We start from the raw sequence: 25,646 nt of genomic DNA, 5'->3' as shown, positions 1-25,646 counted from the left end.
TCAGACCAGCGTGACGTCGAGCCGCGGGCGGTCCGCGACGGCGGCCTCCATCCGCTTGACCCGCTCCGGCTCGATGTCGAGTGCCTCGGCGGTGAACACGGTCGGCCAGACCTTCCCGTCGACGCCCCACACCCCGCTCGGCACCTCGTTGACGATCACGAACACCCGGGCGTCACCGGTGCCCTCGGTCCCGTCGGCCTCCAGGACGAGATCGGTGATCTCGCGGATCATCCCTTCGATGCGCGCGTAGTCCATGAACCCGACCATCACGCTCACGGTGACCTTGTAGACGTGCTGCTGCAGCGGCCGGCCGCCTGCCGAGATGGACGCGGCCGGCCGCTCGTCCAGGTACGCCCAGGCGATCGACCGGGACGCCTCGGTGATCGCGATGCCCTCCCAGCGCAGGCACGCCGAGGACAGCGAGGAGAGCAGCTTCTCCTTCGCCGCGCTGTCGAACGCGCCGGTGGGGTGGATGATCTCGACGAGTGGCATGACGGGTCTCCGCTTCGGTGGGTCGACGTGCGGTGATGGGCGTGGTGACGGTCGAATCCGCCGGGAACCACGATCGCCGCCCGGACCCGGCCGGGTCATGAACATGGCTGCCAGGAACTGGAAGGCCCTCGCCACGGAAGTGCGCGCGACGACCGAGCGGGCGGCCTGTAAGGCCCTGCCCGCACGACCCGACCTCCGATCCGGACCGACATCAAGCCGCTCGACCTCGCTCACACCTCCGGTCCCGTCGACCTGAGCACCGGGCGGCTCGACCCGGCGGCAGCGCCCCAGCAGGGGTCCGGTCCCGACGACCGGCCGCTGTCCGCGGCCGCCGGTGCGTGCGACCTGCTGGGCGCGCTGCGCGACGGGGCCATGTTCCGCAACATGAGCGGGATCGACGCGGCCCGCGAGGTCGCGCTCAAGGCGATCGATGCCGCGGGCAGCGGTGCGAAGGACGCCGCCGGCAACGCGCGGCAGATCGGAGGGCTGATCCCGTGGATCCGACGTTCAAGCAGGACGACCTGGTCGGCGCGCGCGACCTGTTCGACGGCGTGTCGCTGCCGGTGCCTGCGGGGCAGCGGCTCGCCGTCGTCGGACCGTCGGGCGCGGACAAGAGCACCCTGCTGCAGCTGCTCGCGCGGTTCCACGACGTGGATGCGGGCGCGGTGCGCATCGGGGGCGTGGACGTGCGTGCGATCAACACCGCGACGTCGATGGCGCAGTTCGCCGTCGTCTTCCAGGACGTCTGCCTCTTCGACGCCACGATCGAGGAGAACGTGCGCCTCGGCCGTCCCGACGCCACCGCGGCGCAGGTGCGGGCCGCGGTGGCCGCGGCGCGGCTCGACGAGGTGATCGAGCTGCTCCCCGGCGGTGCGGCCACGAACGTCGGCGAGTGGGGTGCGCTGCTGTCCGGGGGCGAGCGCCAGCGGGTCTCGATCGCGCGGGCGCTGCTGAAGGACGCACCCGTCGTGCTGCTCGACGAGGTGACCTCCGCGCTCGACCCGGTGAACGAGGCCGCCGTCCACGACGGCATCGAGCGGCTGATGGCGGGCCGGACGGTGGTGATGGTCGCGCACCGGATGCGGACCGTCCGGCGCGCCGATCGCGTCGTCTTCCTCGACGGCGGCCGGATCGTGGAGGAGGGCAGCCATGACGAGCTGCTGGCCCGCGGGGGCCGGTACGCCGAGTTCTGGAGCCTCTCGCTGGCCGGCTGATGGGCCGGGGCCGCGGCGCCGCAGCATCGCGGCGCTGCGGCATCCGGGGCATCCGGGTTCCGGAGCGCCGCGAACAGGGCGTTCCGGGCGTAGCGTTCGACGCATGCGAGCGGTCGGGACGGCCCCGCCGGTCGACGAGCCGGCCGCAGCCCCGCCCGGCCGGGATCGTGTTCGCAGACGGTGGATCGTGTTGGTCTGTGCGGCCGCAACCATCGTGGTGCTGGCACTCGTGGTGTGGTGGATCGCGGCGCCCGGGCCGGCCCCGCTGACCCGGGCCGACGTCGACCAGGCGGTGCAGCACGGCATCGAGGCGCAGCAGAAGGCCGAGCAGGCCGCACCGGAGAACGCCACCGCGGCCTACCAGTCGATCGGGCCGTCGCTGGTCACCGTCACCTCGCAACGACCCGACGTCGCGGCGGGCGCCACCGAGTCGCGGCTCGGCAGCGGCGTCGTGATCAACGCCCGCGGTGCCGTCCTCACCGCGCTGCACGTCGTCAACGGCGCCGCCCAGATCCAGGTCGAGTTCGCCGACGGCACGAAGGCCGTCGCCACGATCGCCGGCTCCGAGGCCGCCAACGACATCGCCGTGCTGGCCGTCGACCGGCTCCCGCAGGTGGTGGTGCCCGCGGTGATGGCCGTGCCGCCGCCGGTCGGGGCCACCGTCTTCGCCGTCGGCAACCCGCTGGGCCTGCGGGGCAGCCTGAGCGCGGGGGTCGTGTCGGCCACCAACCGCAGCATCGACGCCGACACCGGGCACGCCCTGTCCGGGCTCATCCAGTTCGACGCCGCGGTCAACCCGGGCAACAGCGGCGGCCCGCTGCTCAACAGGGCCGGCCAGGTCGTCGGCATCGTCACGGCACTGGCCAACCCGGCCAAGCAGGACTTCTTCGTCGGGATCGGTTTCGCCGTCCCGATCGCCACCGCGGGCGGCGCCGCCGGCGGCCCCCAGTACTGATCGCGACACCTGCGGACCGGGAGTCTCATGGACCAGCACGCCGAAGCGCCGACGCTCCCGCTCGAGCAGGCGCTCTACCAGGTCAAGAAGACGATCGTGGGCCAGGACGGGCTGCTGGAGCGCATGTTCGTGGCCCTGCTCGCCCGCGGCCACCTGCTCGTGGAAGGCGTGCCGGGGCTCGCCAAGACGATGGCGATCAAGGCGCTGGCCCAGTCGATCGGCGGCCAGTTCCAGCGGATCCAGTTCACCTCCGACCTCGTGCCGGCCGATGTCGTCGGCACGCGCATCTACAACCAGCGCGAGGGCGAGTTCCAGATCTCGCTGGGCCCCGTCTTCGCCAACCTCCTGCTCGCCGACGAGATCAACCGCGCGCCGGCCAAGGTGCAGAGCGCGCTGCTGGAGGTGATGCAGGAGCGGCAGGTGACGATCGGGCGCGAGAGCTTCCCGGCACCTGATCCGTTCCTCGTGATGGCCACGCAGAACCCGATCGAGTCCGAGGGCACCTATCCGCTGCCGGAGGCGCAGCTCGACCGGTTCATGTTCAAGGTCCTCGTCGGCTATCCGACCGCGACGCAGGAGTACGTGGTGGTCGAACGGATGATCTCCGCGCAGGAGCCCCCGGCACCGGTGCTCGACACCGCCACCCTGCTCGCGTTCCAGCGCGCGGCCGACGCCGTGTACGTCGACCCGCAGATCATCGAGTACGCGGTGCGGGTCAGCGCGGCCACGCGCGACCTCGCCACGGTGGGCCTGCCCGAACTGGCCCGGTACGTCTCGTTCGGGGCCAGCCCGCGCGCGTCGATCAACATGGTGCTGGGTGCGAAGGCGCTCGCGTTCCTGCGTGGCCGCGACTACGCGTTGCCGAGCGACGCCAAGGAGCTGGCGCGCGACGTGCTGCGCCATCGCATCGTGCTGTCCTACGAGGCGCTCGCCGACGACGTCTCCGCAGACGACCTGCTCTCCCCGCTGCTCGCAGCCGTGCCGCTGCCGACGATCGAGCACCCCGAGCGCGGCGCCGCCACTGCCAGCAGGCCGTGACCGGCATGGCCGCGACCGGTCCGGCGGCGCTGACACCCGAACGCGTGTTGCGCCGCCTGGAGTGGCGGGTGCTGCGCCGCCTCGACGGGCGGCTGCAGGGCGACTACCGCACGATCTTCCGCGGCACCGGCGTCGACGTCACCGACCTGCGCGAGTACCAGTACGGCGACGACCTGCGCCACGTCGACTGGAACGTCACGGCCCGCACCGACGTCACGCACGTGCGGGAGTACCGCGAGGACCGCGAGGTCACCGCATGGCTGCTGCTCGACAGCTCCGCCTCGATGGACTTCGGACCGGTCGAGCGCCGCAAGCACGTGGTGCTCACCGAGGTCGCCGCCGCCGTGGCGCAGGTGCTGTCGCGGGGTGGCAACCGCGTCGGCGCGCTGCTGTTCGACTCCGGGATCCGCGAGACCATCCCGCCGGGGAACGGGCGCAACCACGTGCTGCGCATCCTCTCGCGGCTGCTGCAGGGACCGCCGCCCGACGCCGGCCCCACCGACCTGACCACGGCGTTGCGTGCCGCGCTCGGGATACTGCGGCGCCGCTCGCTCGTCGTGATCGTGTCGGACTTCCTCAGCGAGACCGGCTGGCAGGGGCTGCTGCGCCAGCTCGCCCGCCGCAACGATGTGGTGGCCATCCAGGTGGTGGACCCGCGCGAGTTCGACCTCCCGGCCGCCGGGATGATCTACGTGGAGGACGCCGAGACCGGTGAGGTCATCCTCGTCAACACCGACGATCCGGCTTTCCAGCGGCGCCTGCGTGCCGGCGCCGACGAGCGGCAGGCCACGCTCGTCGCCGACCTGCGCTCGGCCGGACTCGACCTGTTCACCGTCTCCACCGACGAGGACATGGTGCGCGCGCTGTTCCGCATCGCTGCGCTGCGCAGCCACCCGCGACGGGCTGCGCAGCGATGACCTTCGGCTGGCCGTGGCTGCTGCTCGGGCTGCTCGTCGTCCCGCTGGTGGTGTGGTGGTACCGGCAGCTGCTGCGGTCGCGCGCGGCGCGGCGGGCCGAGCTGGCCGCGCTCGGGCTGGTCGCACCGGCGGCCGCAGGTGGGCGGCGGCGGTTCGTGCCCCCCGCGCTCTTCCTCGTCGCGCTGGTGCTGCTGCTGGCGGCACTGGCCCGGCCCGAGGCGACCGTGCCCAACCCGCGTCGCGAGGGCACGGTGATCCTCGCGTTCGACGTGTCGGCGAGCATGGGCGCCAAGGACCTGACACCCAGCCGGATCGACGCCGCGAAGGCGGCCGCCCGCACGTTCGTGGAGCAGCAACCGGCGAGCGTCCGACTCGGGGTCGTGGCGTTCAGCGGTAGCGGGCTCGTGGCCCAGGAGCCCACCGCCGACCGGACGAGCGTGCTCGCGGCGATCCAGCGCCTCACCCCGTCGGGCGGCACGGCGCTCGCGCGCGGCCTGCAGACCGCGCTCAGCGCCATCGTCGGGAGGACCGTGCTGGTGGACGCCCCGAGCGACTCCGTCGAACCGCAGGGCCAGGACCTGGGCTACCACGGATCGGCGGCGATCGTGCTGCTCTCCGACGGCGAGAACACCGTGGCACCGGACCCGCTCGACGTCGCGCAGCTGGCCTCGAGCGCGGGGGTGAAGGTGTACCCGATCGGGCTCGGCAGGCCGGAGGGGACCGTGCTCGACATCGATGGCTTCCAGGTGGCGACCGCGCTGGACGAGCCGCTGCTCAAGCAGATCGCCTCGCTGACCGACGGCCGCTACTTCGCGGCCGCCGACGAGCAGGAGCTGGCGCAGGTGTACCGCTCCATCGATCTGGAGTGGACGGCACAACCCGAGCGCATCGAGATCACCGCACTGTTCGCCGCCGTGGCCGCACTGCTCGTGCTGGTGGGCGTCGGGCTCTCGTTCGCCTGGTTCGGACGGGCGGTGTGGTGATGGGCGCCGAATGGCCGTGGGCGCTGCTGGCGCTCCTTGCCGTGCCGCTGCTGATCGCGGTGTACGTCTGGCAGCTGCGCAGACGGCGGCGCCACGCGGTGCGGTACTCGAGCCTCGCCGTCATCCGCGCCGCGGCGCCGCCGCGCTCGACGTGGCGCCGCCACGCCGCGTTCGCGCTGGTACTGGGCGCGTTCGCGTTCCTCGCGGTCGCCGCGGCGCGCCCGCACGTCAGCCTGGACGTGCCCGTCTCGGAGTCGGCGCTGATCCTCGCGCTCGACGTGTCGGGCTCGATGTGCGCCACCGACGTGGCCCCCAACCGCCTCTCGGCCGCGCAGGCGGCCGTGCGGGAGTTCGTGCAGGCGCAGGACGCGGGCACGAGCATCGGGCTCGTCCTGTTCTCCGGGTTCGCGCAGGTCGCGGTCGCCCCGACCACCGAACGCGACCCGTTGCTGCACGCCATCGACACGCTCACGACCGGCCGCGGCACCACGATCGGCGCCGCGATCCTCAAGGCCGTCGACGCGATCTCCGAGATCGACCCGGCCGTCGCCAAGGCCGACCCCGTGCCCGGCGCCACGCCTCCGGTGACCCGTGCGCCGGGCACCTACGCACCGGAGATCGTCGTCCTGCTCACCGACGGCGCCAACACCAGCGGCGCCGAGCCGGTGGCGGCCGCCGAGATCGCCGCGGCGCGCGGGGTGCGCGTCTACCCGATCGGCTTCGGCACCCGCAACCCCACGTCGATGGTGTGCACGGCGGCCCAGCTGGGCGGCCGGGGGTTCGAGGGGTTCGGCGGTGGCGGCGGCCGGGGCGGCGGCGGTGGCGGGGGCGGTAACTTCCTCGTGGCCGACGAGGCCACGCTGCGGGAGGTGGCCAGGGTGACCGGGGGCGAGTACTTCGCCGCGAGCGACGCCGACCGGTTGCAGACCGTGCTCAAAGACCTGCCGCGCAGCGTCGCGACGCAGCACCGGGACGAGGAGATCAGCGTCGCACTGGTGGCGGTGGCGGCCGCGCTGCTGCTGCTCGGGGTGTGGGCGGCGGCGCGCTGGACGGCGTTCCCGAACTGATCGCTCTCAGAGCGGTGGTTCGCGGTCGAACCACGGCCGCGCGGACTCGAGCTGGGTGGCGAGGCCGAGCATCCGGCCCTCACCACCCAGCGGACCCACGAACTGCACGCCGAGCGGCAGCCCCGCAGCAGTCCAGTGCAGCGGCACCGACATGGCGGGCCGTCCGGTGATGTTGGCGAGCTGGGTGAACGGGACCGGGCTGAGGTTCTGGTCGATGAGGGTGTCGACGATGTTCGTGCGGGCCAGCAGCCCCGCGCCCCGCACCGCGAGCAGCGCCTTGCTGAGCGTCTCGACCGCGCGGGGGGCCGCGAGCTCCCCGATGCGGACCGGTGGACGCGCCAGCGTCGGCGTCAGCAGCAGGTCGTAGCGCTGGTGGAAGGCGGCGAGGCGGCGCGTGTGGTCGTTCCAGTTGTCGTGCGCGGCGATGTAGGCCGGCGCCGAGGTGGCCCGCCCCATCGCGGCCATGATCCGCGTGTCGAGCTCGAACGCCTCCGGGCCGCAGCGGGTGGTGCGCCGGGCCTCGTCGACCTGGGCCGCGACGGCGGCGAACCACATCGTGAGGAAGTCCGTGGCCAGCCTGCGCTCGTCGACGCCGCTGGTGGCGGGCTCGACATGGTGCCCGAGCGACGTGAGCAGCGCCGCCGCGTCCTCGACGGCCGCGATCGCCTCGGGGTGCACGGCCGTGCCCAGCGGTGAGGTGGTGGTGAACCCGATCTTCAGGGTGCCCGGGTCGCGACCGGCGAGGTCGCGGAAGGTGCCGTCCGGCCGCGAGGTGAGGAACGGGCCGGTCGGATCGGGCGCGGTCAGGACGTCGAGCATGGCGGCGGTGTCTCGGACCGACCGTGAGATCACGCCGTTGACGGCCGCCCCGTGCAGGTGCTCGCCGACCTGCGGGCCGTCCGGCACGAGCCCGCGGCCGGGCTTGAGCCCGAACAGCCCGCAGCAGGCGGCCGGGATGCGGATCGAGCCGCCGCCGTCGTTCGCCCCGGCGACCGCGACGATGCCGGCGGCGACCGCTGCGGCCGATCCTCCCGACGAGCCGCCGGCGTGTGCGCGGTGTTCCAGGGATTGCGGGTGGGACCGCCCGCGACGGGCTCGGTGATGGCCTTGGCGCCGAACTCGGGTGTGTTGGTCTTGCCGAAGACGACCAGCCCGGCGTCGAGCCAGCGCTGCACCACCTCCGCGTGGGCCGCCACCGGGTGATCGGCCAGCGAGCGCGAACCGCTGCCCGTCGGCAGGCCCGCGTAGTGCTGACCCGGGTCCTTGATCAGGAACGGGACGCCGGCGAACGGCCCCGACAGCGGTGCGCGCGCCCGTTGCCCGGCGAGGTCGTGCATCGGGCGGTTGATGGCGTTGATCCGCCCGTCGACGACACCGGCCCGGTCGATCGCCGCCGCGAGCAGCTCCTCCGGGGAGACATCCTGCTTGGCCACCAGCTCGGCGAGCCCGACGGCGTCGTGGCGGCGGTAGTCCGGGTGGTCCAGGCAGAGCCTCTCCGGTCTCCGAGCCGCTCCAGGCGGGATCGAGACACCGTAACTCGCGCGACCCGCTCCACCGCCAGATCGGCGGCGGTGGTGCGATAAGGGCCATGTCGCTCGACCACCACCTCCAGACACTGGGCGCTCGCGCGCTCACCGCACTGCTGCAGCGCCGCCCCGATGTGCTGGTCGAACCGGCCCCGCGGACGCTCGACGAGCTGGCGCTGCGCCTCGGTGGCACCACGTCACTGGTGCGCGAGCTGGTGCAGCTCACGAGCGACGACGTGGCCGTCGTGCGGGCGGTCGCGCTGCTGGGAAGCGTGTCCGTCGCGGTGGTGGCGCAGCGGTTGCACAGCCCCGAGGCGGTGGTGCGGGCCGTCGTCGATCGACTGGGCGAGCGAGGGCTGGTCTGGGAGTCCGACGGCACGCTGGAGCTCCCGGAGCGGCTGGCGCGGCAGTTCAACGAGGCGCTGCAGGGATTCCGGCCGTTGTCGGTGCTCGCCAAGGAAGCTCCGGTCGGTGGGCTCCGGGATGCGCTCGCCGGGCTCGGCGGCACCCCGGCCGGAACGAGCAAGACCGCCCTCACCGAGCAGCTCGCCGCCCGGCTCGCCGATTCGGCAACGGTCGTCCGATCCGTGATGGCCCTGTCGCCGCCCGCGCAGCGGCACCTGGACCAGCTGCTGCGACTCGCCGGGCAGATCCGGTTCGGCACGATCGGCGGCCCGGAGACAGAACTGATCGAGGCGGGGCTGCTGATCGGTGGCCGGTTCCGCAACGGAGAGCTGCCCCGCGAGGTGGCCGTCGCGCTGATGATGCACGAGCCGGATCCCTTGACCGGACACCCGGACCTGCCCCCGGCGACCTCGGCGACCGACGACGGCCGCGCGGGCGCCGAGGCCGCCCTCCTCGCGCTCACCTCGCTGCTCGACGAGGCCGCCGTCGCCCCGCTCGCGGAGCTGCGGAAGGGCGGGATCGGGACGCGGGAACGGAAACGGCTGGCCACGCGGCTGGGCGTCGCCGACCCGGCGCTGTGGATCGACGTCGCGCACGCGATCGGCCAGCTCGTGCCCACCCTGGCGGGCTACGCCCCTGCCGCAGCGTACGCGCGCTGGCGCGACGAGCCCCTCGCGGCGCGCTGGGCGCAGGCGGCGCTCGCCTGGTTCGCGCTGGAGCTGGCGCCGACCAGCCGTGAGACCGACGACGGCGAGGTGTCCCCACCGCTGGCGATGGGGTCGATGGCCGGCGTGGTCCGCCGGGCGTTGCTGCGGGCCGCGGCGGGCGGCCGGTCGCTGCGCGCGGCTGCCGAGCAGCTCGACTGGTTCAGCCCGATGCACCACTACGACGACGAGGGCCGGGCCCGGAAGGTGGCCGCCGCCGAGCACGAGGGCGCGCTGCTGGGCGTGCTGACCGGCGACCGGCTCACGGAGCTGGGGGAGCTGCTCGTCGAAGCGGCTGCCGGGCCCGCTGCCGCCGCCGAGCTGGCGGCACGGGCGGCGGACCTGCTCCCGGAGACCCGCGGCCTGCTGGTGCTGCAGTCCGACCTCACCGCGGTCGTCTCCGGGCAGGCCAGCTCGAAGGCTGCCGAACTGCTCGCCGCGAGCGCCGTGCCGGAGGGCAAGGGGGTGGCCGCCACCTGGCGGTTCACGCCGGCGAGCGTGCGGGCCGCACTCGACGCCGGGTGGACCGCAGACGAGCTCCGCACCCAGCTCGCCGCGGTCTCCGGCCGCGAGCTGCCGCAGCCGCTGGACTACCTGCTCACCGACGTCGCCCGCCGCCACGGGAGCGTCCGGGTGCGCGGATCGCGCTCGTGCCTGGTCGGTTCGGAGCCGGAGATCGCGGAGATCCTCCACACCCGCTCCCTCGCGAAGCTGCACCTCACCCAGCTCGCTCCCACGGTCCTGAGCAGCTCGGTCGAGATCAAGGAGGTCCTGGCCAAGCTCCGGGCCGCCGGATTCGCCCCGGTGCAGGAGAGCGCCGCCGGGGCCGTGGTCGTCGCCCGGAAGGTCGCACCGCCCGAGCCGGCAGGTGCGGAGCGTCCCCGACGAGCGACGCTGGATGCCGCCGAGCTCGCCACCCGGCTGTCGAGCCCCACCCATGTCCCGCCGCCGCCGTCGAAGACCTTCCTGCGTCTCGGCGCGATGACGGCGCAGCTGGACTTCGCCGAGCTCGCCCTGCTCGCCGACGCCCTCGACAACCATCGCGCCGTCCACATCCGGTACCGCAACAAGGACGGCAACCTCAGCGAGCGCGACATCGCGCCCAAGGAGTTGTGGGACCGGTGGCTCTACTCGTGGTGCTACCTGCGGTCGGGGGATCGGGAGTTCGCCGTGCCCGGGATCGAGTCGGTGGCGCCGGCGGGGTGAGGTGCGACGTCAGCAGGGCGTCCCTCCTGACGTACCGGGGTGCGATCGCGCCGCGCGGTGGGGCGACCCGAACGGTGATCCGGCCGGCTGATCTGCGATGGGTAACGGCGACCCGACAGGGAGCGACCATTCGTCGAACCCAGGGAGTTGACGCACGTGTACCCGCCGCCCTACCAGCATCCGCAGTACGTCGTGGTCTCAGCGGTGCCTCGCACCAGCGGAGCCGCCGTGACGTCGATGATCCTCGGCATCCTGGCGATCCTGTTCTGCTGGATACCGTTCTTCGGTGTCGTGGCCTGGCCGCTCCTGATCGTGAGCATCGTGCTCGGATGCGTGGCGCTGCCGGCGACGCGCAGCGGAGGGCAGACAGGACACGGGATGGCGATCGCCGGCCTCGTCTGCTCGGGACTGGCACTGATCGTCTGCGCGCTGTACGTGGTGTTCTTCTTCGCCGTTGCCGGTGCGATGCCCTGATCGGCGCCCCCGAACGGGTTGCAGGAAGGCCACTGCCACCTTCCCGCAAGATTCTTGCGGGAAGGTGGCCTTCCGGCCATCCGCGCCCCATGTGGTGACGACGCACTGCTAGCCCGAACAGGCCCGTCGAATTGTGGATAACTCCGGCCCTGCGGGACCGGTGCGTCCGGTCCTGTCGGACCGCCCGGACACCGTCGGGCCATGAGAGATTTCGATGACCTCGACCACGCCCTCGGTGATGCCTTCGACGACGACGACGGGGCGGCGCGAACCGCGGTCACGCTGACCCCGACCCAGATCGGCGATCTGGTCGCCGCGCTCGACACCGCGCTGGCCGCGCGGGGCTGCGACAACACGCTGCGCGGCGCACGCCTGTGGGCCGTGGGTGCCCACGTGCCGTGGCCCCGGCTGAAGGGCGAGCTGGAGGACAACGGCGGCTTCTGCGACTGCGAGGTCCTGTTCAACGTCTTCCCCGATCCCGAGCGCGTCACCGATCTCGACGACGACGATGCCTGATCGGGGCCTCGCGGTGCTGCCGCGCTTGACTTCGAGCGCACTCGAAGTCGTAGCGTTCGATCGTGAGCATTCGCCTCGGTTACCAGATGCCCAACTTCAGCTACTCCGGTTCGGTGGCGGAGCTGTTCCCGACCGTCATCGCGCAGGCCAGAGAGGCCGAGAGCGCGGGCTTCGACGCCGCGTTCGTCATGGATCACTTCTACCAGCTGCCCGGCATCGGTGCCCCCGACGAGCCGATGCTCGAGGCGTACTCGGCGCTGAGCGCGCTCGCCACGGCCACGTCGCGCATCCAGCTCTCGGCGCTGGTCACGGGCAACACCTACCGCAACCCGACGCTGCTGGCGAAGACCGTCACCACCCTCGACGTCGTGAGCGGCGGCCGCGCGGTGCTGGGCATCGGCGCCGGTTGGTACGAGCTGGAGCACCAGCAGCTCGGGTTCGACTTCGGCACCTTCACCGACCGGTTCGAACGGCTCGACGAGGCCCTGCAGATCATCGTGCCGATGCTGCGCGGCGAGCGCCCGACGTTCGACGGCAAGTGGTACCGCACCGAGTCCGCCATGAACGAGCCGCGGCTGCGCGACGACCTGCCGGTCATGCTGGGTGGCAGCGGCGAGAAGAAGACCTTCGCGCTCGCGGCCCGGTTCGCCCAGCACATGAACATCATCTGCGATCCGGCGGAGCTGCCGCGCAAGCTCGACGCACTGGCGCAGCGGTGCCAGGAGGCCGGCCGGGACCGCTCCACTCTCGAGACCAGCTTCCTGGCGTTCGTGATGATCGACGAGGACGGCGACCGGGCACGCCAGGCGCAGCGGGAGTTTCTGCGGGCACGCGGTGTCGACCTGGACACCCTGTCCGAGGAGCAGCGCAAGGCGGCCACGTCGCGGCAGTTCGTGGGCGACCCGGACACGGTGGCGGCCGACCTGCAGGCCAGGGTCCTGGACCCGGGCATCGACGGCCTCATCGTCAACCTGGTCACCAACGGCCACGAGCCGGGCGTGGTGGACCTGGCCGGCCGCACCCTGAAGAAGCTCGTGGGCTGAGCATCCCAGGAGCCGACCGCCGATCAGATCTCCACCTCGCCCCGCACGCAGGTGAGGGTGTTGCCACCCACCCAGATCGTGCCGTCGCCGTCCTGGTCGATCCGCACCCGCCCGCTGCGTCCCAGCACCGTGCCCTGCCTGGCGAGGTAGGGCGCGGTGGCCCGGCCGCTCGCGAGCAGCCACTGGGCGATGCTGGCGTTCAGGCTTCCCGTCACCGGGTCCTCCACCGTCGCCCCGTCCTTCGGGAAGAACCCCCGCACCTCGAACGCGTGCTCGGAGCCCGCGGGGTGCGGGCCGACCAGCCCCACCGAGGAGTCGACGTAGCCGGGGGAGACGGCGAGCACGGCCTTCGCGTCCGCCAGCAGCACCGCGACCCACCCGGGGCCGTTGTCGACCCACTCGATCGCCTCGATCGCCTCCGGGTCGATGCGCAGGCCGGCCGCCACGTGCTTGCGGGTGGTGTCGTCGGCCGGGCCGGAACGGCGCAGTGGCGGCGCCGCGAACGCCAGGCCCTCGTCGCTGCGGCGCAACGTCACCAGCCCCACCTCGCACTCCTGCACGACGGTGTCGCGGTCGTGGTCGTCGCGGTCGTGGTCGTCGTTGTGGGCGAGCCACACGTGCGCGCTGCCGAGCGTCGGATGGCCGGCGAAGGGCAGCTCCTCCACCGGCGTGAAGATCCGGACGCGGTAGTCGGCGTCCGGGGTCGTCGGCGGCAGCAGGAACGACGTCTCCGACAGGTTCGTCCAGTTCGCGAAGCGCTGCATCTCCGCGCCGCTCAACCCGTCGCCGTCGACGACGACGGCGAGCGGGTTGCCGCTGTAGGGGGTGGTGGCGAAGACGTCGACCTGGGCGAAACGGCGAGTGACCATGCACCGATCCTGAGCCGCACGCGATGACCGGCCCAGGGCCAATCCGGCAACGGTGGTCTGGTCAGCGGGAGCCGTGCGCCCGCTGTCCCTGCGCCTTCTGCCATTCGAGGATCGCCAGCACCCGCTGGTTGCCGTCGGGCAGGTCCAGCTTCTGGAACAGCCGGGTGATGTGGTTCTCCACGGTCCGCTCCGCGATGCCCAGCACCGTCGCGATACCGCGGTTGCTCCGGCCCTGTGCCGCGTGGGTGAGCACCAGCTGCTCCCGGTCGGTCAGCGACTCCAGCGCGGCCGTCACCGAACGCCGGGCCACCAGGTCGGCCACGATCTCCGGGTCGATCGCGACGCCACCCTGGGTGATCCGCTCGAGCGCCTCACCCAGCCGGGCCGCATCGGTGACGTTGTGCTTGAGCAGGTAGCCGACCCGGGAAGGGCGCCGATGCAGCAGCCGGGTGGCCCACTCCGGCTCCCGGTAGGCCGAGAGCACCAGCACGGCGACGTCGGGCTGCACCGCCGTCAGCGTCTCAGCAGCCCGCAACCCCTCGTCGTCGAAGCCCGGCGGCATGCTGATGTCGGTGATCGCCACGTCGGGTGGGTCGGCGCGCACCAGCGCGATGAGCTCGTCGGCGTTGCGCGCGGCACCCACCACGTCGATGCCGATCTCGGTGAGCCAGAAGCGCAGACCCTCGACGAAGGCCGGGTGGTCATCGGCGATGATCACGCGCACGGGAACCTCGCGGTGATGGTGGTGCCGCCGCCCACAGGGCTCACGACCTGCAGCGAGCCGTGGAGCTCGTGCACCCGCTCCGCCAACCCGGCCAGCCCGCTGCCACGGGCCGCGTCGGCGCCGCCGCGCCCGTCGTCGAGGATGTGGACCACCACATCGTCGCCGCTGCGTTCCACGGAGACGGCGGCCGTGGCGGCCCTCGCATGCTTGCGGATGTTGGTGAGTCCTTCCGAGACGATGAACCACAGTTGGCGCTGTATCCGGGTGGGCAGCTCCTCGTCGGTGACGCCGAGCTCCACGGGGATCTCGGCCGTGCCGGCCAGTTCGGCGAGCGCGGCGGTGAGGCCACCTTCCGAGGCCTTTCCGCTGGCCAGGCCCCTGATCACGCCGAGCGCCGCCGTGACGTCGGCCCGGGCGTGCTCGATGGCGTCCAGGGTGGCGGGGTCGGCCCGGCGCTGCGCGACGGCCAGGCGCAGCTGCGCGGTGAGCAGGATCTGCTGGGCGCCGTCGTGCAGGTCACGGGCCACGGCGCGACGCGCGGAGAGCTCGGCCTCGCCGAGGCGGGCGCTCGACGCGGCGGCCGCGGCGGCCCCGGCCTGGCGTTCCATGGCCAACCCGAGCGCGTAGGCGGCCGACTCCACGAGCTTGCGGTGGCGCTGCAGCGACGTGCTCGTGCCCATGACAGCCAGCGGCCGGTCGGCGGCGGAGCGGACGTCGACGAGGAACCGGCCGCCGGCACCCGTCGGTTCGGCGGCGTGGCCGTCGATGTCGAGGTGCCTTCCCTCGGCGGCCCGCCAGAACCACAGGTCCAGCGCCGGGTCCTGCAGGGTGCGGCGCAGCTCGGCCCGCACGTCGTGGACGGTGGGTGCGTAGTAGATCCGCGGGAGCACCTCCGCCGCGGCCGACCGGATCACGTACTGGCGCACGACGACGGCGAGGAACGAGATCGGTGTGCACAGCGCCGCGAGGGCCGTGGCGACCCGCAGCGCGTCCTGGACGCCGCCGGGCAGGCCGAGGATCTTGGTGATCACGTAGGGGACACCGACGAGCGCGATCGCGCTCGCGGCCATCACCGCGGGCAGGGCATCGATCCGGTCGACGCCCAGGCTGCGGCGGATCTTCAGCAGCAGCACCGTGAGCAGCCCGACCACGAACACCACGAGCACGCCGTTGAAGATCGTGGTCAGCAGCGTGAAGACGGGAAGGTCGGGTGCGACGGTGAGCCACCACGCACCGGGGGCGAAACCGGCCCACTCGGGCTGTGACAGCGCCGCGAGCACCAGCTTCATCCCGACGATCCAGGCTCCGAATCCGAGGAGCAGGAAGCGCTCGTAGCGGCGGTCGAGCCGGTTGTGCGGGTAGCGGGTGAGCGCCGAGCCGAGGAAGACGAACCAGAGGTAGCCGCCGGCGAACGACACCAGCGGCAACGGGCTGTGCTGCCACTCCGGCGGCCAGGTCCATCCCCACGACGTCAGGTAGAACGGCGTGGAGAACCCGATCTCGCGGGCCGTCCGCCGCTGATGGGGGTCGGCGTGCAGCACCGTTGCGGTGATCATGAACGAGACGGCGACGACGAGGTTGACGACCCCGGTGGCGGCCTCGGTGCGCCACAGGTGCCACCACGAGGCGACCGCGCCGAGCACTGCGAGCGCCGTGAAACCCAGCAGCGGCAACGCGAGCCGGGTGGACGCGACGGGTGCGGGGGGTGCCGCGGAGAGATGGACCGTCAAGGCCACGTCGGCGCGCATGGACTTCACCGATCCCCCCGGACTCAGACGGACGAATCCTATCCACCGACTGCGCGGGCGGGATGGTCGGCCTGCGTGCTTTGCCCGCTATGAGTGGTGGGAAGCACTCAATCCGCGATTGGGGCTTTGACAGTACGACTTCCGTGGTCAGGTGGGTCGAAAGATGGGGAACCGCCGGTGAATATGGGGAACTGATCCCGATCTCGTGGGCCTCGCCGGTGCTTAGCGTTGCTGATGACCGTCCTGACCCACCCAGTGCCCGTACCGCTGTGGCACATCGCGGGACAACTCCCTGGGTGGCCCACTCCGAGGAGCCCCCGATGCACCACCACACCTCGCTCGCCGCCGAGCTCGTCCGCCTGCACCGCAACGACATGGAGCGCGCGGCCGCGGAGTTCCGGCTCGCGAAGTCCGTCCGCGAGGCCACCACGGAGCGCCCCGGCGGCAACGCCCCTACGGTCCGGCGCCCGTTGCGGCTGCTGTTCGCCCTGCTCGCCCGGCGCGGCCGCCTCATCGTGGACGAACCTGAGGTGCCGCGTCCGGCGAGCGCGCCGTCATGGTGATCACCGAACCGCGGGTCGGGACCGCCCGCACGACGTTGCTGCTGGCTGCTGTCCTCGTTGCCTTCGCGGCCAACTCGCTGATCACCCGCCATGTCGTCGGGGACGGGCTGCTCGATGCGGCGCTGCTGAGCGCCGTCCGGTTCATCGCCGGTGCCGTCGCACTCGTCGGGATCGCGCTGGCACGCCGGGAACGACCGGTGGTCGGGCGGGCGAACCTGCTGCCGGCGCTCTGGCTGGGCTGCTACGCCGCCTGCATCTCGATCGGCTACCTCTACATCGGTGCAGCAGCAGGCACGTTCGTCTTCTACGCCGCGGTGTTGCTGACGCTGCTGGCGCACGAGATCGTGACGCGTGCCGCGGTGCCACCCCGCCGGATGCTCGGAGCCGCGGTGGCGCTGGCCGGGGTGGCGCTGCTGGCCTGGGACGCGCTCGGCACGGTGACGGCGCTCGGCGTGCTGCTGCTCGCGGCCACCGGCATCGCCTGGGGCCTCTACACCGCCGCCGGGCGCACCGTCGCCGATCCGCGGGTGGCCACCACCGGGCACTTCGTGGTGGTCGCCGTCGCGGCCCTGCCGGTGGCCGGGGTGACCGCGGCAACGGGCGTCGCGGTCTCCGTTCCCGGTCTGGTCTGGGGTGTGGCGATGGGCGCGGGCACCACGGCGCTGGCCTACGTCGCCTGGTACGCGGCCCAGCGCTCCGTCTCGGCGACCATGGCCGGCACCGTGCAACTGGCCATCCCCGTGCTGACGGCGGTCGGTGCGGTGCTGTTGCTCGGCGAGCCGCTGTCGCCGATCCTGGTCGTCGCTGCCGCGCTGGTCTGCTGCGGCATGGCGTGGGGAGCCTCACGATGACGGATGTGGTGCGGGTGCTGCTGGTCTCCGGGAGCACCCGCAGCGGCTCCACCAACACCGCTGCCCTGCGCACGGCGATCGAGGTGGCCCCCGACGGCGTCGACGCCGCGTTGTGGGAACGGCTGGTGGATTTGCCGGCCTTCGTTCCCGAGGACGAGCGGGAGCCACCCGCCGCGGTGACCGATCTGCGGCGGCGGCTCGCGGCAGCCGACGCGGTGGTGTTCTGCGTGCCGGAGTACGCGGGCAACCTGCCGGGCAGCTTCAAGAACGCCCTCGACTGGGTGGTCGGCAGCGGCGAGCTGTACCGCAAACCGGTGGCCTGGATCAACGTCGGCACCCCCGGCCGCGGCGAGGGTGCCACGGCCGCGCTGGCCGGCGTGCTCGGCTACGTCGACGCCGACGTCATCGGGCCGGCCTGCGTGCGCATCGAGGTCCGGCGCGACGCGCTGGCACCGGACGGCGCCGTCGCCGACGCCGCCGTGCGGGCCGGGCTGGCTGCCCAGCTCGCAGCGGTGGCGGCCCACGTCCGTGCTGCCACCCGTTAACGGGGCCGCAGCACGGGTCCCCGCTCAGGGCATGGGCGGGGCGGCGATCGGGCTCAGGTGGATGCTGGCGACCAGCCACCGGCCGTCGACGCGGACGAGCACGTGCGTGGCCCGGAACCGGCCGTCGACGGGTCGTCCCTGGTGGCTGGCCCGCTGGGTGTGCCGCCCGATGGCCACCGCGGTGTCGCCGTACTCGCGGATCGTGACGTCGTCCCAGTCGAGTTCGTGGGTGACGAGGTCACCGCTGCGGTAGCGCTCGACCCACTGGTCGCGGTCGAGCACGAAGCCCAGCGGCCCGACGAGCATGACGTCGGCGGTGGCCATGGCGGCGAGCTCGGCGACGTCGCCACGGACCTCGGCGGCGGCCCAGCGGCGGCCCGTTTCGCGGATCTGGTCGGTGCTCATGATGTTTCCTCTCGGTGGAGTGCGGCAGGGTCAGACAGCGCGACGGGGGAGCAGGTAGCCCGCGACGACCAGCCAGATCAGGCCGGGGAACCGGGCGATGGGGAGCAGGATCGAGACCCCGTCCCAGAGCAGCGAGAGCGTGGCGAGCTCCGCAACGGCGGCGATGGCGATCCCGGTGATCGCGAGCCACCGGGGCAGCACGCCCGCCAGCAGGCCGGGCACCGCCACGCCGGCGACGAGCAGGCCGAGGAACACCACATGGGCGACACCACCGGTGAGGAACGTCAGGTCGTGCAGGGCGCGGACGAGTGGCGGATCGGCGCTCACCTCGGGGCGCGACAGCACCCATCCGAGCAGCGCGGAGATGCTGAGCATCGCGGCGCTGACCACGCCGCCGACCAGCGCGATCGTCGCCCCGGGCGCCGTCCCACCCAGCGTGCGCAGGCGGGTGCTGACGGTCGCGGCGAGCAGTGCCAGCGGCACCGCCGAGCCGAACGTGAACAGCGCGCTCGCCTGCACCGCGGCGGGGTGCTGCGCGAAGTAGGACGTGATCGCGGTGGCGTCGCCGAAGGGCGAGGGGATCGTGCCGCCCAGCGCGGCGCTGATGGCCAGGCCCGCCACCAGCAGGCCGAGCGAGATGCCGGCCAGCAGCACGGGCGGTGGGCCGTTCCGGCGAGCTTCGGTGATCGTCATCGCGATTCCTCCAGGGTGGGTTCGGCCAGAAACATAGATGTCAAATCATTCGTTGTCAATCGATTAGCTGTCGAACCGTGTGATAGGGTTCGGCTCGTGCCGCCACCTGTCCACCGCCCGATCGGGCTCACGTTGAGTCGCACGTCCAAGGCCGTCAGCCGGGCCTTCGACGCGCGGCTGGCCACTGCCGGCGGGTCGCTGCCGATCTGGCTGGTGCTGCTCTCGCTGCACACCCAGCAGCTGGGCAACCAGCGCGAGCTGGCGGCCGCCGTCGGCATCCAGGGCGCCACGCTCACCCATCACCTCAACGCGATGGAGAGCGACGGGCTCATCACGCGCCGCCGCGATCCGGCCAACCGTCGGGTGCACCTGGTCGAGACCACCCCGGCCGGGGAGGCACTGTTCCTGAAGCTGCGCGACGCCGCGGTCGAGCACGACGTGCGCCTGCGCGCCGGACTGTCCACTGAGGATCAAGCGACGCTGGCCGAGCTGCTGGACCGCATGCACGCCAACGTCTCCGACTCCGACGGGTGACGCGCTACCCGGCCACGCCGCGGTGCGTCAGACTCCGGTGATGCAGGTCGACCGGCGGCGCATGCTGACCATCCTGGGCGCGTGTGCGGCCGGCCTGTGCATGACGGGCGCGGCGCGGCCCGCGGCGTCGTGCGGGGAGGCGAGCGCCACGATGCGCGCGGTCTGGATCTCCACGGTCGCCAACATCGACTGGCCCAGCCGCCGCGGTCTGAGCGTCGCCGACCAGCAGCAGGAGTACCGCGCGATCCTCGACAACGCGGTGGCGCTGCGCCTCGACACGGTGATGGTGCAGGTCCGCCCGACGGCCGACGCCTCCTGGCCGTCACCGTTCGAGCCGTGGTCGGCGTGGCTCACCGGCACCCAGGGTGCGGACCCCGGCTACGACCCGCTGGCGTTCCTCGTGGCGGAGGCGCACGCGCGCGGGCTGGCGTTCCACGCCTGGTTCAACCCCTACCGCGTGAGCACGCAGGGTGACCCGGGACAGCTCGCCGAGAACCATCCGGCGCGCCGGCACCCGGACTGGATCTTCGGCTACGGCGGCGGGCTCTACTACGACCCGGGGCTGCCGGAGGTCCGCGACTTCGTGACCTCGGCGATCATGGACGCCGTCACCCGCTACGACGTCGACGGCGTGCACCTCGACGACTACTTCTACCCGTATCCGGTGGCGGGGGAGGAGATCCCCGACGGGGCGGCGTTCGCGGCGCACGCCAACGGCTTCGCCGACCTCGGCGACTGGCGCCGCGACAACGTCAACCAGCTGATCAAGAGCCTCTCCGACCGCGTGCACGCCGCGAAACCGGGCGTCCCGTTCGGCGTCAGCCCGTTCGGCATCTGGCGCACCGCCGCCGCCGACCCCCGCGGCTCGGCGACGGGCGGCACACAGTCGTTCAGCGCGATCTACGCCGACACCTGGACATGGGTGAAGCAGGGCTGGCTCGACTACGTGATCCCGCAGATCTACTGGGAGATCGGGCACCCGGTGGCCGACTACTCCACGCTGGTGGCCTGGTGGGCGGGCCTGGTGGCGGGCACGCCGTGCGCCCTGTACGTGGGGCAGGCGGCGTACAAGGTCGGCTCGTCACCGGCCTGGGACGATGGGGAGCTCGCCCGCCACCTCGCGGTGAACGCCCGGTATCCGCAGGTGCGGGGCAACGCGTACTTCAGTGCCACCTCGCTGGCGACCAACGCCCGGGTGGGTATGGAGCGGGTGGTGGCCGAGGGCGGTTGTGGGCCCCGGTGAGGTGTCGCCTCTCAGCGGCCTGCCGCCGCAGCGGGAGGCGTCCTCCCGACCTCGCATACCGTTACCCGTGTTCGCAGGAGTTGGAACGTATGCGCGGACTGGCGACGGCATGCGAAGTCGGCTCGTGCGCACGGGCCGGTCGTCAGCGGGACATCCGGGTCAGGCAACGCAGTTTCACGTTGAGCGCGTCCCGATCGAACGGGTCGGCCTTCCGGTCCGAATCCGGGTCCCAGTACTCGATCGGGTAGTCGCCACCTCCGCTCGCACAGTGCGGGTAGCGCAGGCCGGCATCCCGTTCGACCGTCTTCTCCCACGTGATGGTGTGGTTCCAGCAGTCCCCGAAGTCGTAGAGGTAACAGATCTTCGATCCGGGCCGTGCGAGGACGGCGTGAAGAGCGGATTCCCTCTCGTCCAGACAGTTGTAGAGCTCGAAGCCCGCATGGGAGTAGTCCGTCTCCTCGACGGTGAACTTGTGCAGGTGGTCGCCGCCCCATTGGAACGTGACCTGGATGGCGTGATGGAGCAGTTCGAGATTTGCGCCCGCCGGGATGAGGATGCGGCGCCAGACCTGCGGCCGGTATCGGTCCAGTCGGATCTTCAGCTGGACGATGTCTTTGGGGTCGGCGCGCTGTTCCGGGAGTCCGGCGGGAGGTTCGTCGGGCCGGCCCAGCGGCCGTGCCCGGGAAAGCACCTGGTCGAGGTGCGCGACTACCACGACGTCGAGACGGGTGTGCTCGCGTCGTCGCTGGCCAAGCGGGCGCCGGGTTACGTCAGCCTCGGGTTTCCCGACCCGCGCCGGATTCGGCATCAACCGAAGGTCTGATGCCGGGCCCACGGGCCGCTGGGAGCGGTACGTTCATCCGAGGCACTGATGGACTCACAAAGGAGCGCTACCGAGTGGAACGCAGTGTGGCGATCACCGGCACCCGCAGCATCGGCGACGCTCCCGTCGACGAGTTGGCGGAGGCCTTCGAGGCCTATCTGAGGCCCTTCTCCGAGCTCAAGTCCCACTTCTACGTCGGCGGCGCGTCCGGCGTGGACACCGCCGCCCTGCAGTGGCTGGCCACGAACTCCGCGGCCGAGCTGACCGTTGTGGTGCCCTGCCGGATCGTCGATCAACCGACGGGTTCCGCCGACGTCATCGAGCGGCTGCGCGGTGAGGACCGCTTGTCCGAGGTCGTCGAGATGGGCGCCACGCTGCTCGGCAAGGCCGCCTACCACGCGCGGAACCGGTGGATGGTGGATCACTCCGCTCTCGTGATCGGGTTCCCGCGCGGCGACGAGTCCGTCGGCGGCGGCACCTGGTACACGCTCAACTACGCCGCCGAGCAGGGGAAGGCACGGTTGGTCGTCCCGCTCTGACGGCGCACGACTTCGTCCAAAGCCCCCATCACACGGTCACCCCGTTGCTACCCTTCGTAGGCGGGTGTCGCTGAGGGGGTTGCTCTTGGACGCTGCGCTGCTCGAATCGCTCCGGGACGTGCTCCTCGTCCAGTGCGACGTCCCGGAGGCCCGTGCCGCCTTCGAGCTGATCGACCGTCCCGGCACCGGGGTCGTGGTCACCACCCGGGATCGCCGCGCGGTCCGCGCGTACGCGGATGTGGCGAAGGGGCGCCCGTTCCTCGTCGACGCGGCGCGCTACGCCGGGAAGAGGCGGGTGCCTGCCGCCGAGCCGTTCGACCGCAGCTGGCTGGCCGTGCAGCGGGAGGCGGGCCTCCCCGTCCTCACCGACTCCGGCTACGTCGCCATGGGTGACGGTCACGGTCTGGCCACCGTCCTCGACGCCGCCGCCGGTCTCGGTGACGTCGTCGCGGTGCTGCCGCTGCACACCTGGTGGCTCGCGCCCGACGGCGGGCTGCATCACCTCGTCGAACGGGTGCGGGCCGCGGGGGTACCGATCGCGGTCGTCCTCGAACACCGCGGCGACCCGCTCGGGGTGCAGCGGACGCTCCGCGGGCTGCTCGCCCTGCTGGGGGCCGGGGTGCCGGTGATCCAGCTGCGGTGCGACGTCTCGGCGCTGGGGCTGCTGTGCCACGGCGCGCTCGCCGCCGCGGTCGGCACGCGGTCGGGGTTGCGGCACCTGTACCCGATCGGCTCCAGCGGGTTCGGGGGCGCGCCGGCGGTCTCCACCCTCGTGCGCGACTGCCTCGCCTACGTCGACATCCAGCGGATCGCCGTCGCGGTCCAGTCCGATCCGGAGAGCTCGCTGTGGCGCGAGTGCCCGTGCCCGGGATGCAAGGGGGAGCCGCTGGACCGGCTCGCCCGCCTGAGCAGTCGCGACGAGCAGGGGCGCGCAGCGTTCGTCCATGCGCTGGTCACCCTGTTCGATCTGCGGGCGGGCCTGCTGCAGGATCCCGACCCGGTGGTGCGGCAGGCGAGCTGGCGGGGGCACTGCGACCACGCGCTGACCCGCTACCTCGAGATGGAGGACGTCGCGCTGGGGTGGAACCGGCCGGACGCGCTGCGCTACTGGTTCGAGGTGGAGGTGCCGACGAGGGCGGTCTCACCCTGAGTGACGTCGAACAGGCCCTGCTCGATGGCCTGCTGGTAGAGCGACTCCTCCACCCAGCGGTCGGCGACCCGACGCCGGGCCGGAGCCCGCCTGCCCTCTGCGGCCGGCACGACCACCTCGACCACCGGCGCATCCGCTGTGCCGACGGCCAGGCCGATGCCCTGCATGCCGAACTCCATCCGCAGCAGATCACCCGCCGGCTCGGCCGCCAACACGGCCGACGGGCCGAAGCCGCGCCAGGCCGACGCCGCGGTGAGGTCACGCCTTCGGCAGCCCTTCGGCGCGACGAACAGGGCCGCCACCAGCTGCACCGCCGACGGGGGCGGCGCCAGGCCGGCGCTCTTCGGCCACTCCCACATCGCGAGCGTGTCGTCGTCGAACTGCGGGCCTGCACCATCCTCCACCCGGAGCCGGTGCGCGGACGGGCTGAGGCTGACGACCGGGACGAACCGGCAGTTGAAGATCGTGGTCTCCGCCATCGGGTGGCCCGTCCACCCGAAGGCCCGCAGCGCTGCTCGTGTCACGCCGGATCAACGCGCCGATCGGCGCCGGGGTGCGCCGCCGATCGAGGGATGCCCCCTCACGGCAGCAGCAGCCGCACCAGCGACTCCCGCCACCACCGCTCCACCCGATCCGGCGACCAGCCCTGCTCCTCGATCAGCGAGCGGTAGGTGTCGATGTTGCACAGGCCGGCGTAGGTGGCGCACGCCTCCTCGACGTCGCGGACGGTTCCCGCAGGCCAGGCCCCGATCACCCGACGTCGCAGGTCCATCGCCCGGCTCCGGCCCTGCCGGTGGGCGGCGGCGAGGTCGGGTTCGACGCGCCCGGCGTCGCGCAGTGTGGCGATGACGTCGCCGCCGCGCTCCATGAACCGCCGGTCGAAGGCCACCATCGCCGCGATCTGCCCGGCCGGGTCACCCTCGGCCGCGGCCAGGTCGGCGAGGCCGCGGGTCGTGTCGGGCCGATCGGGCTGATCATGCAGAACGTGCTGTTCGCGGGCACCGTCGCCGCGCAGGCAGCGCTGCTGTCCGGGGCGCCGCCCGCCGGTGGGCTGTGGGAGCTGCACAACGCCGTGTTCTCGATCAACGGCGTCTCGCTCGCCACCGCCTTGATCGGCTTCTCGGTCGTGGGTCTGCGCACGAGAGCGCTGCGGGCCTGGCACGGGGGCCTCGGCCTGGTGTCCGCTGCCGTCCTGCTCGCCGGTGCGGTGCTGACGCCCGTGACGCTCGGCGGTGGCCTCGCAGCCTTCGCCTACGTCGACCTCCCCGGGTTCCTGCTGTGGCTGGTGTGGGTCGTGACCTTCGGGGTCGTGCTCGTCCGGGACCGCGTGCCCGAGCCCCGTTCCGATGCCGTCGGCGCGGCACCGGCGTGGTGACGGTCGTCAGCTGAGCGCCGCGGCGAGCCGCTCGCCCAGCGCCGTGATCGCGTGCCCTCGCCCGGGACCTCCGGCCGCCAGGGCAGCGTCAGCCGGTCCTTCGCCTTGTCGACGTAGCGCGGCACCACGTGCAGGTGGAAGTGGAACTCGGTCTGCCAGGCGTCGGCACCGCAGCAGTCCTGGCTGTGCCGCTTGGGTATGACCAGCAGGTGGTCGTCCGAGGCCGGGTTGATGTCCATGAAGGCGTAGGTCGTGTCGTCCTCGGCCACCCTCACGCTCGGGACGCGGCCCTCGACGATCCCGCTGAACAGGCACTGATCGCTCATGCGAGCGCGGTCAGCGCGCTGCGGTGTTCGCGATCCGGGCGGCGGCGGCGTTGCGGGTGCGCATGCCGGCCACCATCGTGAACGTGATCAGCCCGGCCAGGAACACGAACGGCAGGATCGTGCTGATCGTGTACGCGGTGTCGAAGCTCGCGACCGTGTACGCGACGAGGATCCGCAGGCCCGCCTCGACGAGGAACCCGATACCCCAGACGGCGTTGACCAGGTACTGGGAGCGGCGGAAGTCGGGGTACTGCCACAGGCCGTACCAGCGGTCGAGGCCTTCCCTCGTGCCGTCGGTGGCGAACTTCGCGCCGAAGTAGAACATGAGCGGCTTCGCGAGCAGCACCGAGAGCAGGCAGGCGAGGCCGAAGCCGCCGGTGACCACCGAGTCCTTGACGATCAGCAACCGTGAATCGGAGCCGCCGATGAACGCCGCTGCCGAGGACAGGAGCAGGAACACCAGGATCACGATCGACGCCCCGCTGAGCTTCCGCGCCCGGATCCAGGTGATGACGATCATGACCAGCGGGCCGATCCCGGAGATCAGGTACGCCACCTGGTCGCTCGCGCCCCAGCTCGACGCCACGTTGAACGCGACGATCGCCAGCCCGATGTCGAAGATCGCCGTCAGGGCCAGGTTGAGCAGCATCGACCTGCTGTCGAAGGAGTGGCCCGGTTCTGCGGCCGCCGCGCCGGTCATCGGCGGTAGGATCGACAT

At 72.4% G+C, this 25,646-nt stretch carries 28 protein-coding genes and 2 pseudogenes; 18 read left to right on the top strand and 12 right to left on the bottom strand.

The features are described from left to right. The gene (locus tag ACFPFQ_RS33535; protein WP_379626136.1) at positions 1-492 is read right to left on the bottom strand and encodes a tautomerase family protein; all 492 of its coding nucleotides are present in this window, start codon (positions 490-492) and stop codon (positions 1-3) included. A gap of 494 nt (positions 493-986) precedes the next feature. Between ACFPFQ_RS33535 and ACFPFQ_RS33530 the strand changes: the two genes are divergently transcribed. The 6 genes from ACFPFQ_RS33530 (at position 987) to ACFPFQ_RS33505 (ending at position 6,666) form a co-directional block, all read left to right on the top strand. Then, positions 987-1,706, top strand: coding sequence for an ABC transporter ATP-binding protein (locus ACFPFQ_RS33530; protein WP_379626134.1), 720 nt, complete (start codon positions 987-989; stop codon positions 1,704-1,706). A 187-nt stretch (positions 1,707-1,893) separates the two neighbouring features. Next, positions 1,894-2,661 (top strand): S1C family serine protease, encoded by a 768-nt coding sequence (locus tag ACFPFQ_RS33525; protein ID WP_379626132.1) that lies wholly within the window; start codon positions 1,894-1,896, stop codon positions 2,659-2,661. A 27-nt stretch (positions 2,662-2,688) separates the two neighbouring features. Continuing rightward, positions 2,689-3,699 carry an AAA family ATPase gene (locus ACFPFQ_RS33520; RefSeq protein WP_379626130.1) on the top strand — a complete coding sequence of 337 codons (1,011 nt, stop codon included), beginning with the start codon at positions 2,689-2,691 and terminating at the stop codon, positions 3,697-3,699. Positions 3,700-3,704: 5 nt separating this feature from the next. Then, positions 3,705-4,616: a DUF58 domain-containing protein gene (locus ACFPFQ_RS33515; RefSeq protein ID WP_379626129.1), complete on the top strand. Its 912-nt coding sequence runs from the start codon at positions 3,705-3,707 to the stop codon at positions 4,614-4,616. Continuing rightward, positions 4,613-5,599 carry a vWA domain-containing protein gene (locus ACFPFQ_RS33510; protein ID WP_379626127.1) on the top strand — a complete coding sequence of 329 codons (987 nt, stop codon included), beginning with the start codon at positions 4,613-4,615 and terminating at the stop codon, positions 5,597-5,599. Before ACFPFQ_RS33515 ends, ACFPFQ_RS33510 begins: the two co-directional genes overlap by 4 nt. Next, on the top strand, positions 5,599-6,666 hold the full coding sequence (locus tag ACFPFQ_RS33505) for a VWA domain-containing protein (protein WP_379626125.1): 1,068 nt from the start codon (positions 5,599-5,601) through the stop codon (positions 6,664-6,666). Before ACFPFQ_RS33510 ends, ACFPFQ_RS33505 begins: the two co-directional genes overlap by 1 nt. Positions 6,667-6,672: 6 nt before the next feature. Here ACFPFQ_RS33505 and ACFPFQ_RS33500 read toward each other — a convergent pair. After that, positions 6,673-8,099: pseudogene (locus tag ACFPFQ_RS33500) on the bottom strand (amidase). Between the two features lie 155 nt (positions 8,100-8,254). Between ACFPFQ_RS33500 and ACFPFQ_RS33495 the strand changes: the two are divergent. From ACFPFQ_RS33495 to ACFPFQ_RS33480, 4 genes are all read left to right on the top strand, one after another. Beyond that, entirely contained in the window at positions 8,255-10,507 is a 2,253-nt protein-coding gene (locus tag ACFPFQ_RS33495) for a helicase-associated domain-containing protein (RefSeq protein WP_379626123.1), read from the top strand. A 237-nt stretch (positions 10,508-10,744) separates the two neighbouring features. Then, entirely contained in the window at positions 10,745-10,981 is a 237-nt protein-coding gene (locus ACFPFQ_RS33490) for a hypothetical protein (protein WP_379626244.1), read from the top strand. A gap of 201 nt (positions 10,982-11,182) precedes the next feature. Beyond that, entirely contained in the window at positions 11,183-11,497 is a 315-nt protein-coding gene (locus tag ACFPFQ_RS33485; protein ID WP_379626121.1) for a DUF2695 domain-containing protein, read from the top strand. Positions 11,498-11,559: 62 nt separating this feature from the next. After that, positions 11,560-12,540 (top strand): LLM class F420-dependent oxidoreductase, encoded by a 981-nt coding sequence (locus ACFPFQ_RS33480; protein ID WP_379626119.1) that lies wholly within the window; start codon positions 11,560-11,562, stop codon positions 12,538-12,540. 23 nt (positions 12,541-12,563) lie between these two features. On the opposite strand, the gene ACFPFQ_RS33475 is transcribed toward ACFPFQ_RS33480, so the two are convergent. The 3 genes from ACFPFQ_RS33475 to ACFPFQ_RS33465 all read right to left on the bottom strand — a co-directional run bounded on the left by ACFPFQ_RS33475 (position 12,564) and on the right by ACFPFQ_RS33465 (position 15,881). Further along, positions 12,564-13,409, bottom strand: a complete 846-nt coding sequence (locus ACFPFQ_RS33475; RefSeq protein WP_379626117.1) for a PhzF family phenazine biosynthesis protein — start codon at positions 13,407-13,409, stop codon at positions 12,564-12,566. Positions 13,410-13,470: 61 nt separating this feature from the next. Then, complete coding sequence (locus ACFPFQ_RS33470) at positions 13,471-14,127, bottom strand: response regulator transcription factor (RefSeq protein ID WP_379626115.1); 657 nt, start codon at positions 14,125-14,127, stop codon at positions 13,471-13,473. Then, positions 14,124-15,881, bottom strand: a complete 1,758-nt coding sequence (locus ACFPFQ_RS33465; RefSeq protein ID WP_379626113.1) for a sensor histidine kinase — start codon at positions 15,879-15,881, stop codon at positions 14,124-14,126. The genes ACFPFQ_RS33470 and ACFPFQ_RS33465 overlap by 4 nt, the downstream gene beginning before the upstream one ends. Before the next feature lie 320 nt (positions 15,882-16,201). Here ACFPFQ_RS33465 and ACFPFQ_RS33460 point away from each other — a divergent pair, with 320 nt between their 5' ends. From ACFPFQ_RS33460 to ACFPFQ_RS33450, 3 genes are read left to right on the top strand one after another with little or no spacing between them, the layout of a single operon-like run. Further along, complete coding sequence (locus tag ACFPFQ_RS33460) at positions 16,202-16,444, top strand: hypothetical protein (protein ID WP_379626111.1); 243 nt, start codon at positions 16,202-16,204, stop codon at positions 16,442-16,444. Further along, complete coding sequence (locus tag ACFPFQ_RS33455) at positions 16,438-17,295, top strand: DMT family transporter (protein ID WP_379626109.1); 858 nt, start codon at positions 16,438-16,440, stop codon at positions 17,293-17,295. The genes ACFPFQ_RS33460 and ACFPFQ_RS33455 overlap by 7 nt, the downstream gene beginning before the upstream one ends. Then, positions 17,292-17,840 carry an NADPH-dependent FMN reductase gene (locus tag ACFPFQ_RS33450; protein ID WP_379626107.1) on the top strand — a complete coding sequence of 183 codons (549 nt, stop codon included), beginning with the start codon at positions 17,292-17,294 and terminating at the stop codon, positions 17,838-17,840. The genes ACFPFQ_RS33455 and ACFPFQ_RS33450 overlap by 4 nt, the downstream gene beginning before the upstream one ends. 24 nt (positions 17,841-17,864) lie before the next feature. Here ACFPFQ_RS33450 and ACFPFQ_RS33445 read toward each other — a convergent pair whose 3' ends face one another. Together ACFPFQ_RS33445 and ACFPFQ_RS33440 are read right to left on the bottom strand one after the other, a co-directional pair. Then, on the bottom strand, positions 17,865-18,245 hold the full coding sequence (locus tag ACFPFQ_RS33445) for a nuclear transport factor 2 family protein (RefSeq protein ID WP_379626105.1): 381 nt from the start codon (positions 18,243-18,245) through the stop codon (positions 17,865-17,867). Between the two features lie 30 nt (positions 18,246-18,275). After that, entirely contained in the window at positions 18,276-18,938 is a 663-nt protein-coding gene (locus ACFPFQ_RS33440) for a DUF4386 domain-containing protein (protein ID WP_379626103.1), read from the bottom strand. Between the two features lie 96 nt (positions 18,939-19,034). On the opposite strand from ACFPFQ_RS33440, the gene ACFPFQ_RS33435 reads away from it, so the two are divergent. Both ACFPFQ_RS33435 and ACFPFQ_RS33430 read left to right on the top strand, forming a co-directional pair. Then, positions 19,035-19,472 carry a MarR family winged helix-turn-helix transcriptional regulator gene (locus tag ACFPFQ_RS33435; protein WP_379626101.1) on the top strand — a complete coding sequence of 146 codons (438 nt, stop codon included), beginning with the start codon at positions 19,035-19,037 and terminating at the stop codon, positions 19,470-19,472. A gap of 40 nt (positions 19,473-19,512) precedes the next feature. Continuing rightward, positions 19,513-20,715: a glycoside hydrolase family 10 protein gene (locus ACFPFQ_RS33430; protein WP_379626099.1), complete on the top strand. Its 1,203-nt coding sequence runs from the start codon at positions 19,513-19,515 to the stop codon at positions 20,713-20,715. 142 nt (positions 20,716-20,857) lie between these two features. On the opposite strand, the gene ACFPFQ_RS33425 is transcribed toward ACFPFQ_RS33430, so the two are convergent. Further along, entirely contained in the window at positions 20,858-21,523 is a 666-nt protein-coding gene (locus ACFPFQ_RS33425) for a plasmid pRiA4b ORF-3 family protein (protein ID WP_379626097.1), read from the bottom strand. An 89-nt stretch (positions 21,524-21,612) separates the two neighbouring features. Between ACFPFQ_RS33425 and ACFPFQ_RS33420 the strand changes: the two genes are divergently transcribed. Both ACFPFQ_RS33420 and ACFPFQ_RS33415 read left to right on the top strand, forming a co-directional pair. Beyond that, positions 21,613-22,077 carry a hypothetical protein gene (locus ACFPFQ_RS33420; protein ID WP_379626095.1) on the top strand — a complete coding sequence of 155 codons (465 nt, stop codon included), beginning with the start codon at positions 21,613-21,615 and terminating at the stop codon, positions 22,075-22,077. An 85-nt stretch (positions 22,078-22,162) separates the two neighbouring features. After that, a complete protein-coding gene (locus ACFPFQ_RS33415) occupies positions 22,163-23,227 on the top strand; it encodes a hypothetical protein (protein WP_379626093.1) in 1,065 nt (354 codons plus the stop codon). Here ACFPFQ_RS33415 and ACFPFQ_RS33410 read toward each other — a convergent pair. Together ACFPFQ_RS33410 and ACFPFQ_RS33405 are read right to left on the bottom strand one after the other, a co-directional pair. Next, positions 23,182-23,751 carry a hypothetical protein gene (locus ACFPFQ_RS33410; protein WP_379626091.1) on the bottom strand — a complete coding sequence of 190 codons (570 nt, stop codon included), beginning with the start codon at positions 23,749-23,751 and terminating at the stop codon, positions 23,182-23,184. The two genes, ACFPFQ_RS33415 and ACFPFQ_RS33410, sit on opposite strands and share 46 nt — an antisense overlap. Before the next feature lie 56 nt (positions 23,752-23,807). Then, positions 23,808-24,119, bottom strand: coding sequence for a hypothetical protein (locus tag ACFPFQ_RS33405; protein ID WP_379626089.1), 312 nt, complete (start codon positions 24,117-24,119; stop codon positions 23,808-23,810). An 84-nt stretch (positions 24,120-24,203) separates the two neighbouring features. On the opposite strand from ACFPFQ_RS33405, the gene ACFPFQ_RS33400 reads away from it, so the two are divergent. Further along, the gene (locus ACFPFQ_RS33400) at positions 24,204-24,602 is read left to right on the top strand and encodes a hypothetical protein (protein ID WP_379626087.1); all 399 of its coding nucleotides are present in this window, start codon (positions 24,204-24,206) and stop codon (positions 24,600-24,602) included. Between the two features lie 230 nt (positions 24,603-24,832). On the opposite strand, the pseudogene ACFPFQ_RS33395 reads toward ACFPFQ_RS33400, so the two are convergent. Then, positions 24,833-24,928: pseudogene (locus ACFPFQ_RS33395) on the bottom strand (HIT family protein); the annotation flags it as partial. A 10-nt stretch (positions 24,929-24,938) separates the two neighbouring features. Continuing rightward, positions 24,939-25,628 carry a VC0807 family protein gene (locus ACFPFQ_RS33390; protein WP_379626085.1) on the bottom strand — a complete coding sequence of 230 codons (690 nt, stop codon included), beginning with the start codon at positions 25,626-25,628 and terminating at the stop codon, positions 24,939-24,941. Positions 25,629-25,646: the final 18 nt, after the last annotated feature.

The organism is Pseudonocardia sp. GCM10023141 (genome assembly GCF_042653605.1).
The sequence above is the reverse complement of the archived record's forward strand: the minus strand, read 5'-3'. Positions and strand labels throughout refer to the sequence as shown.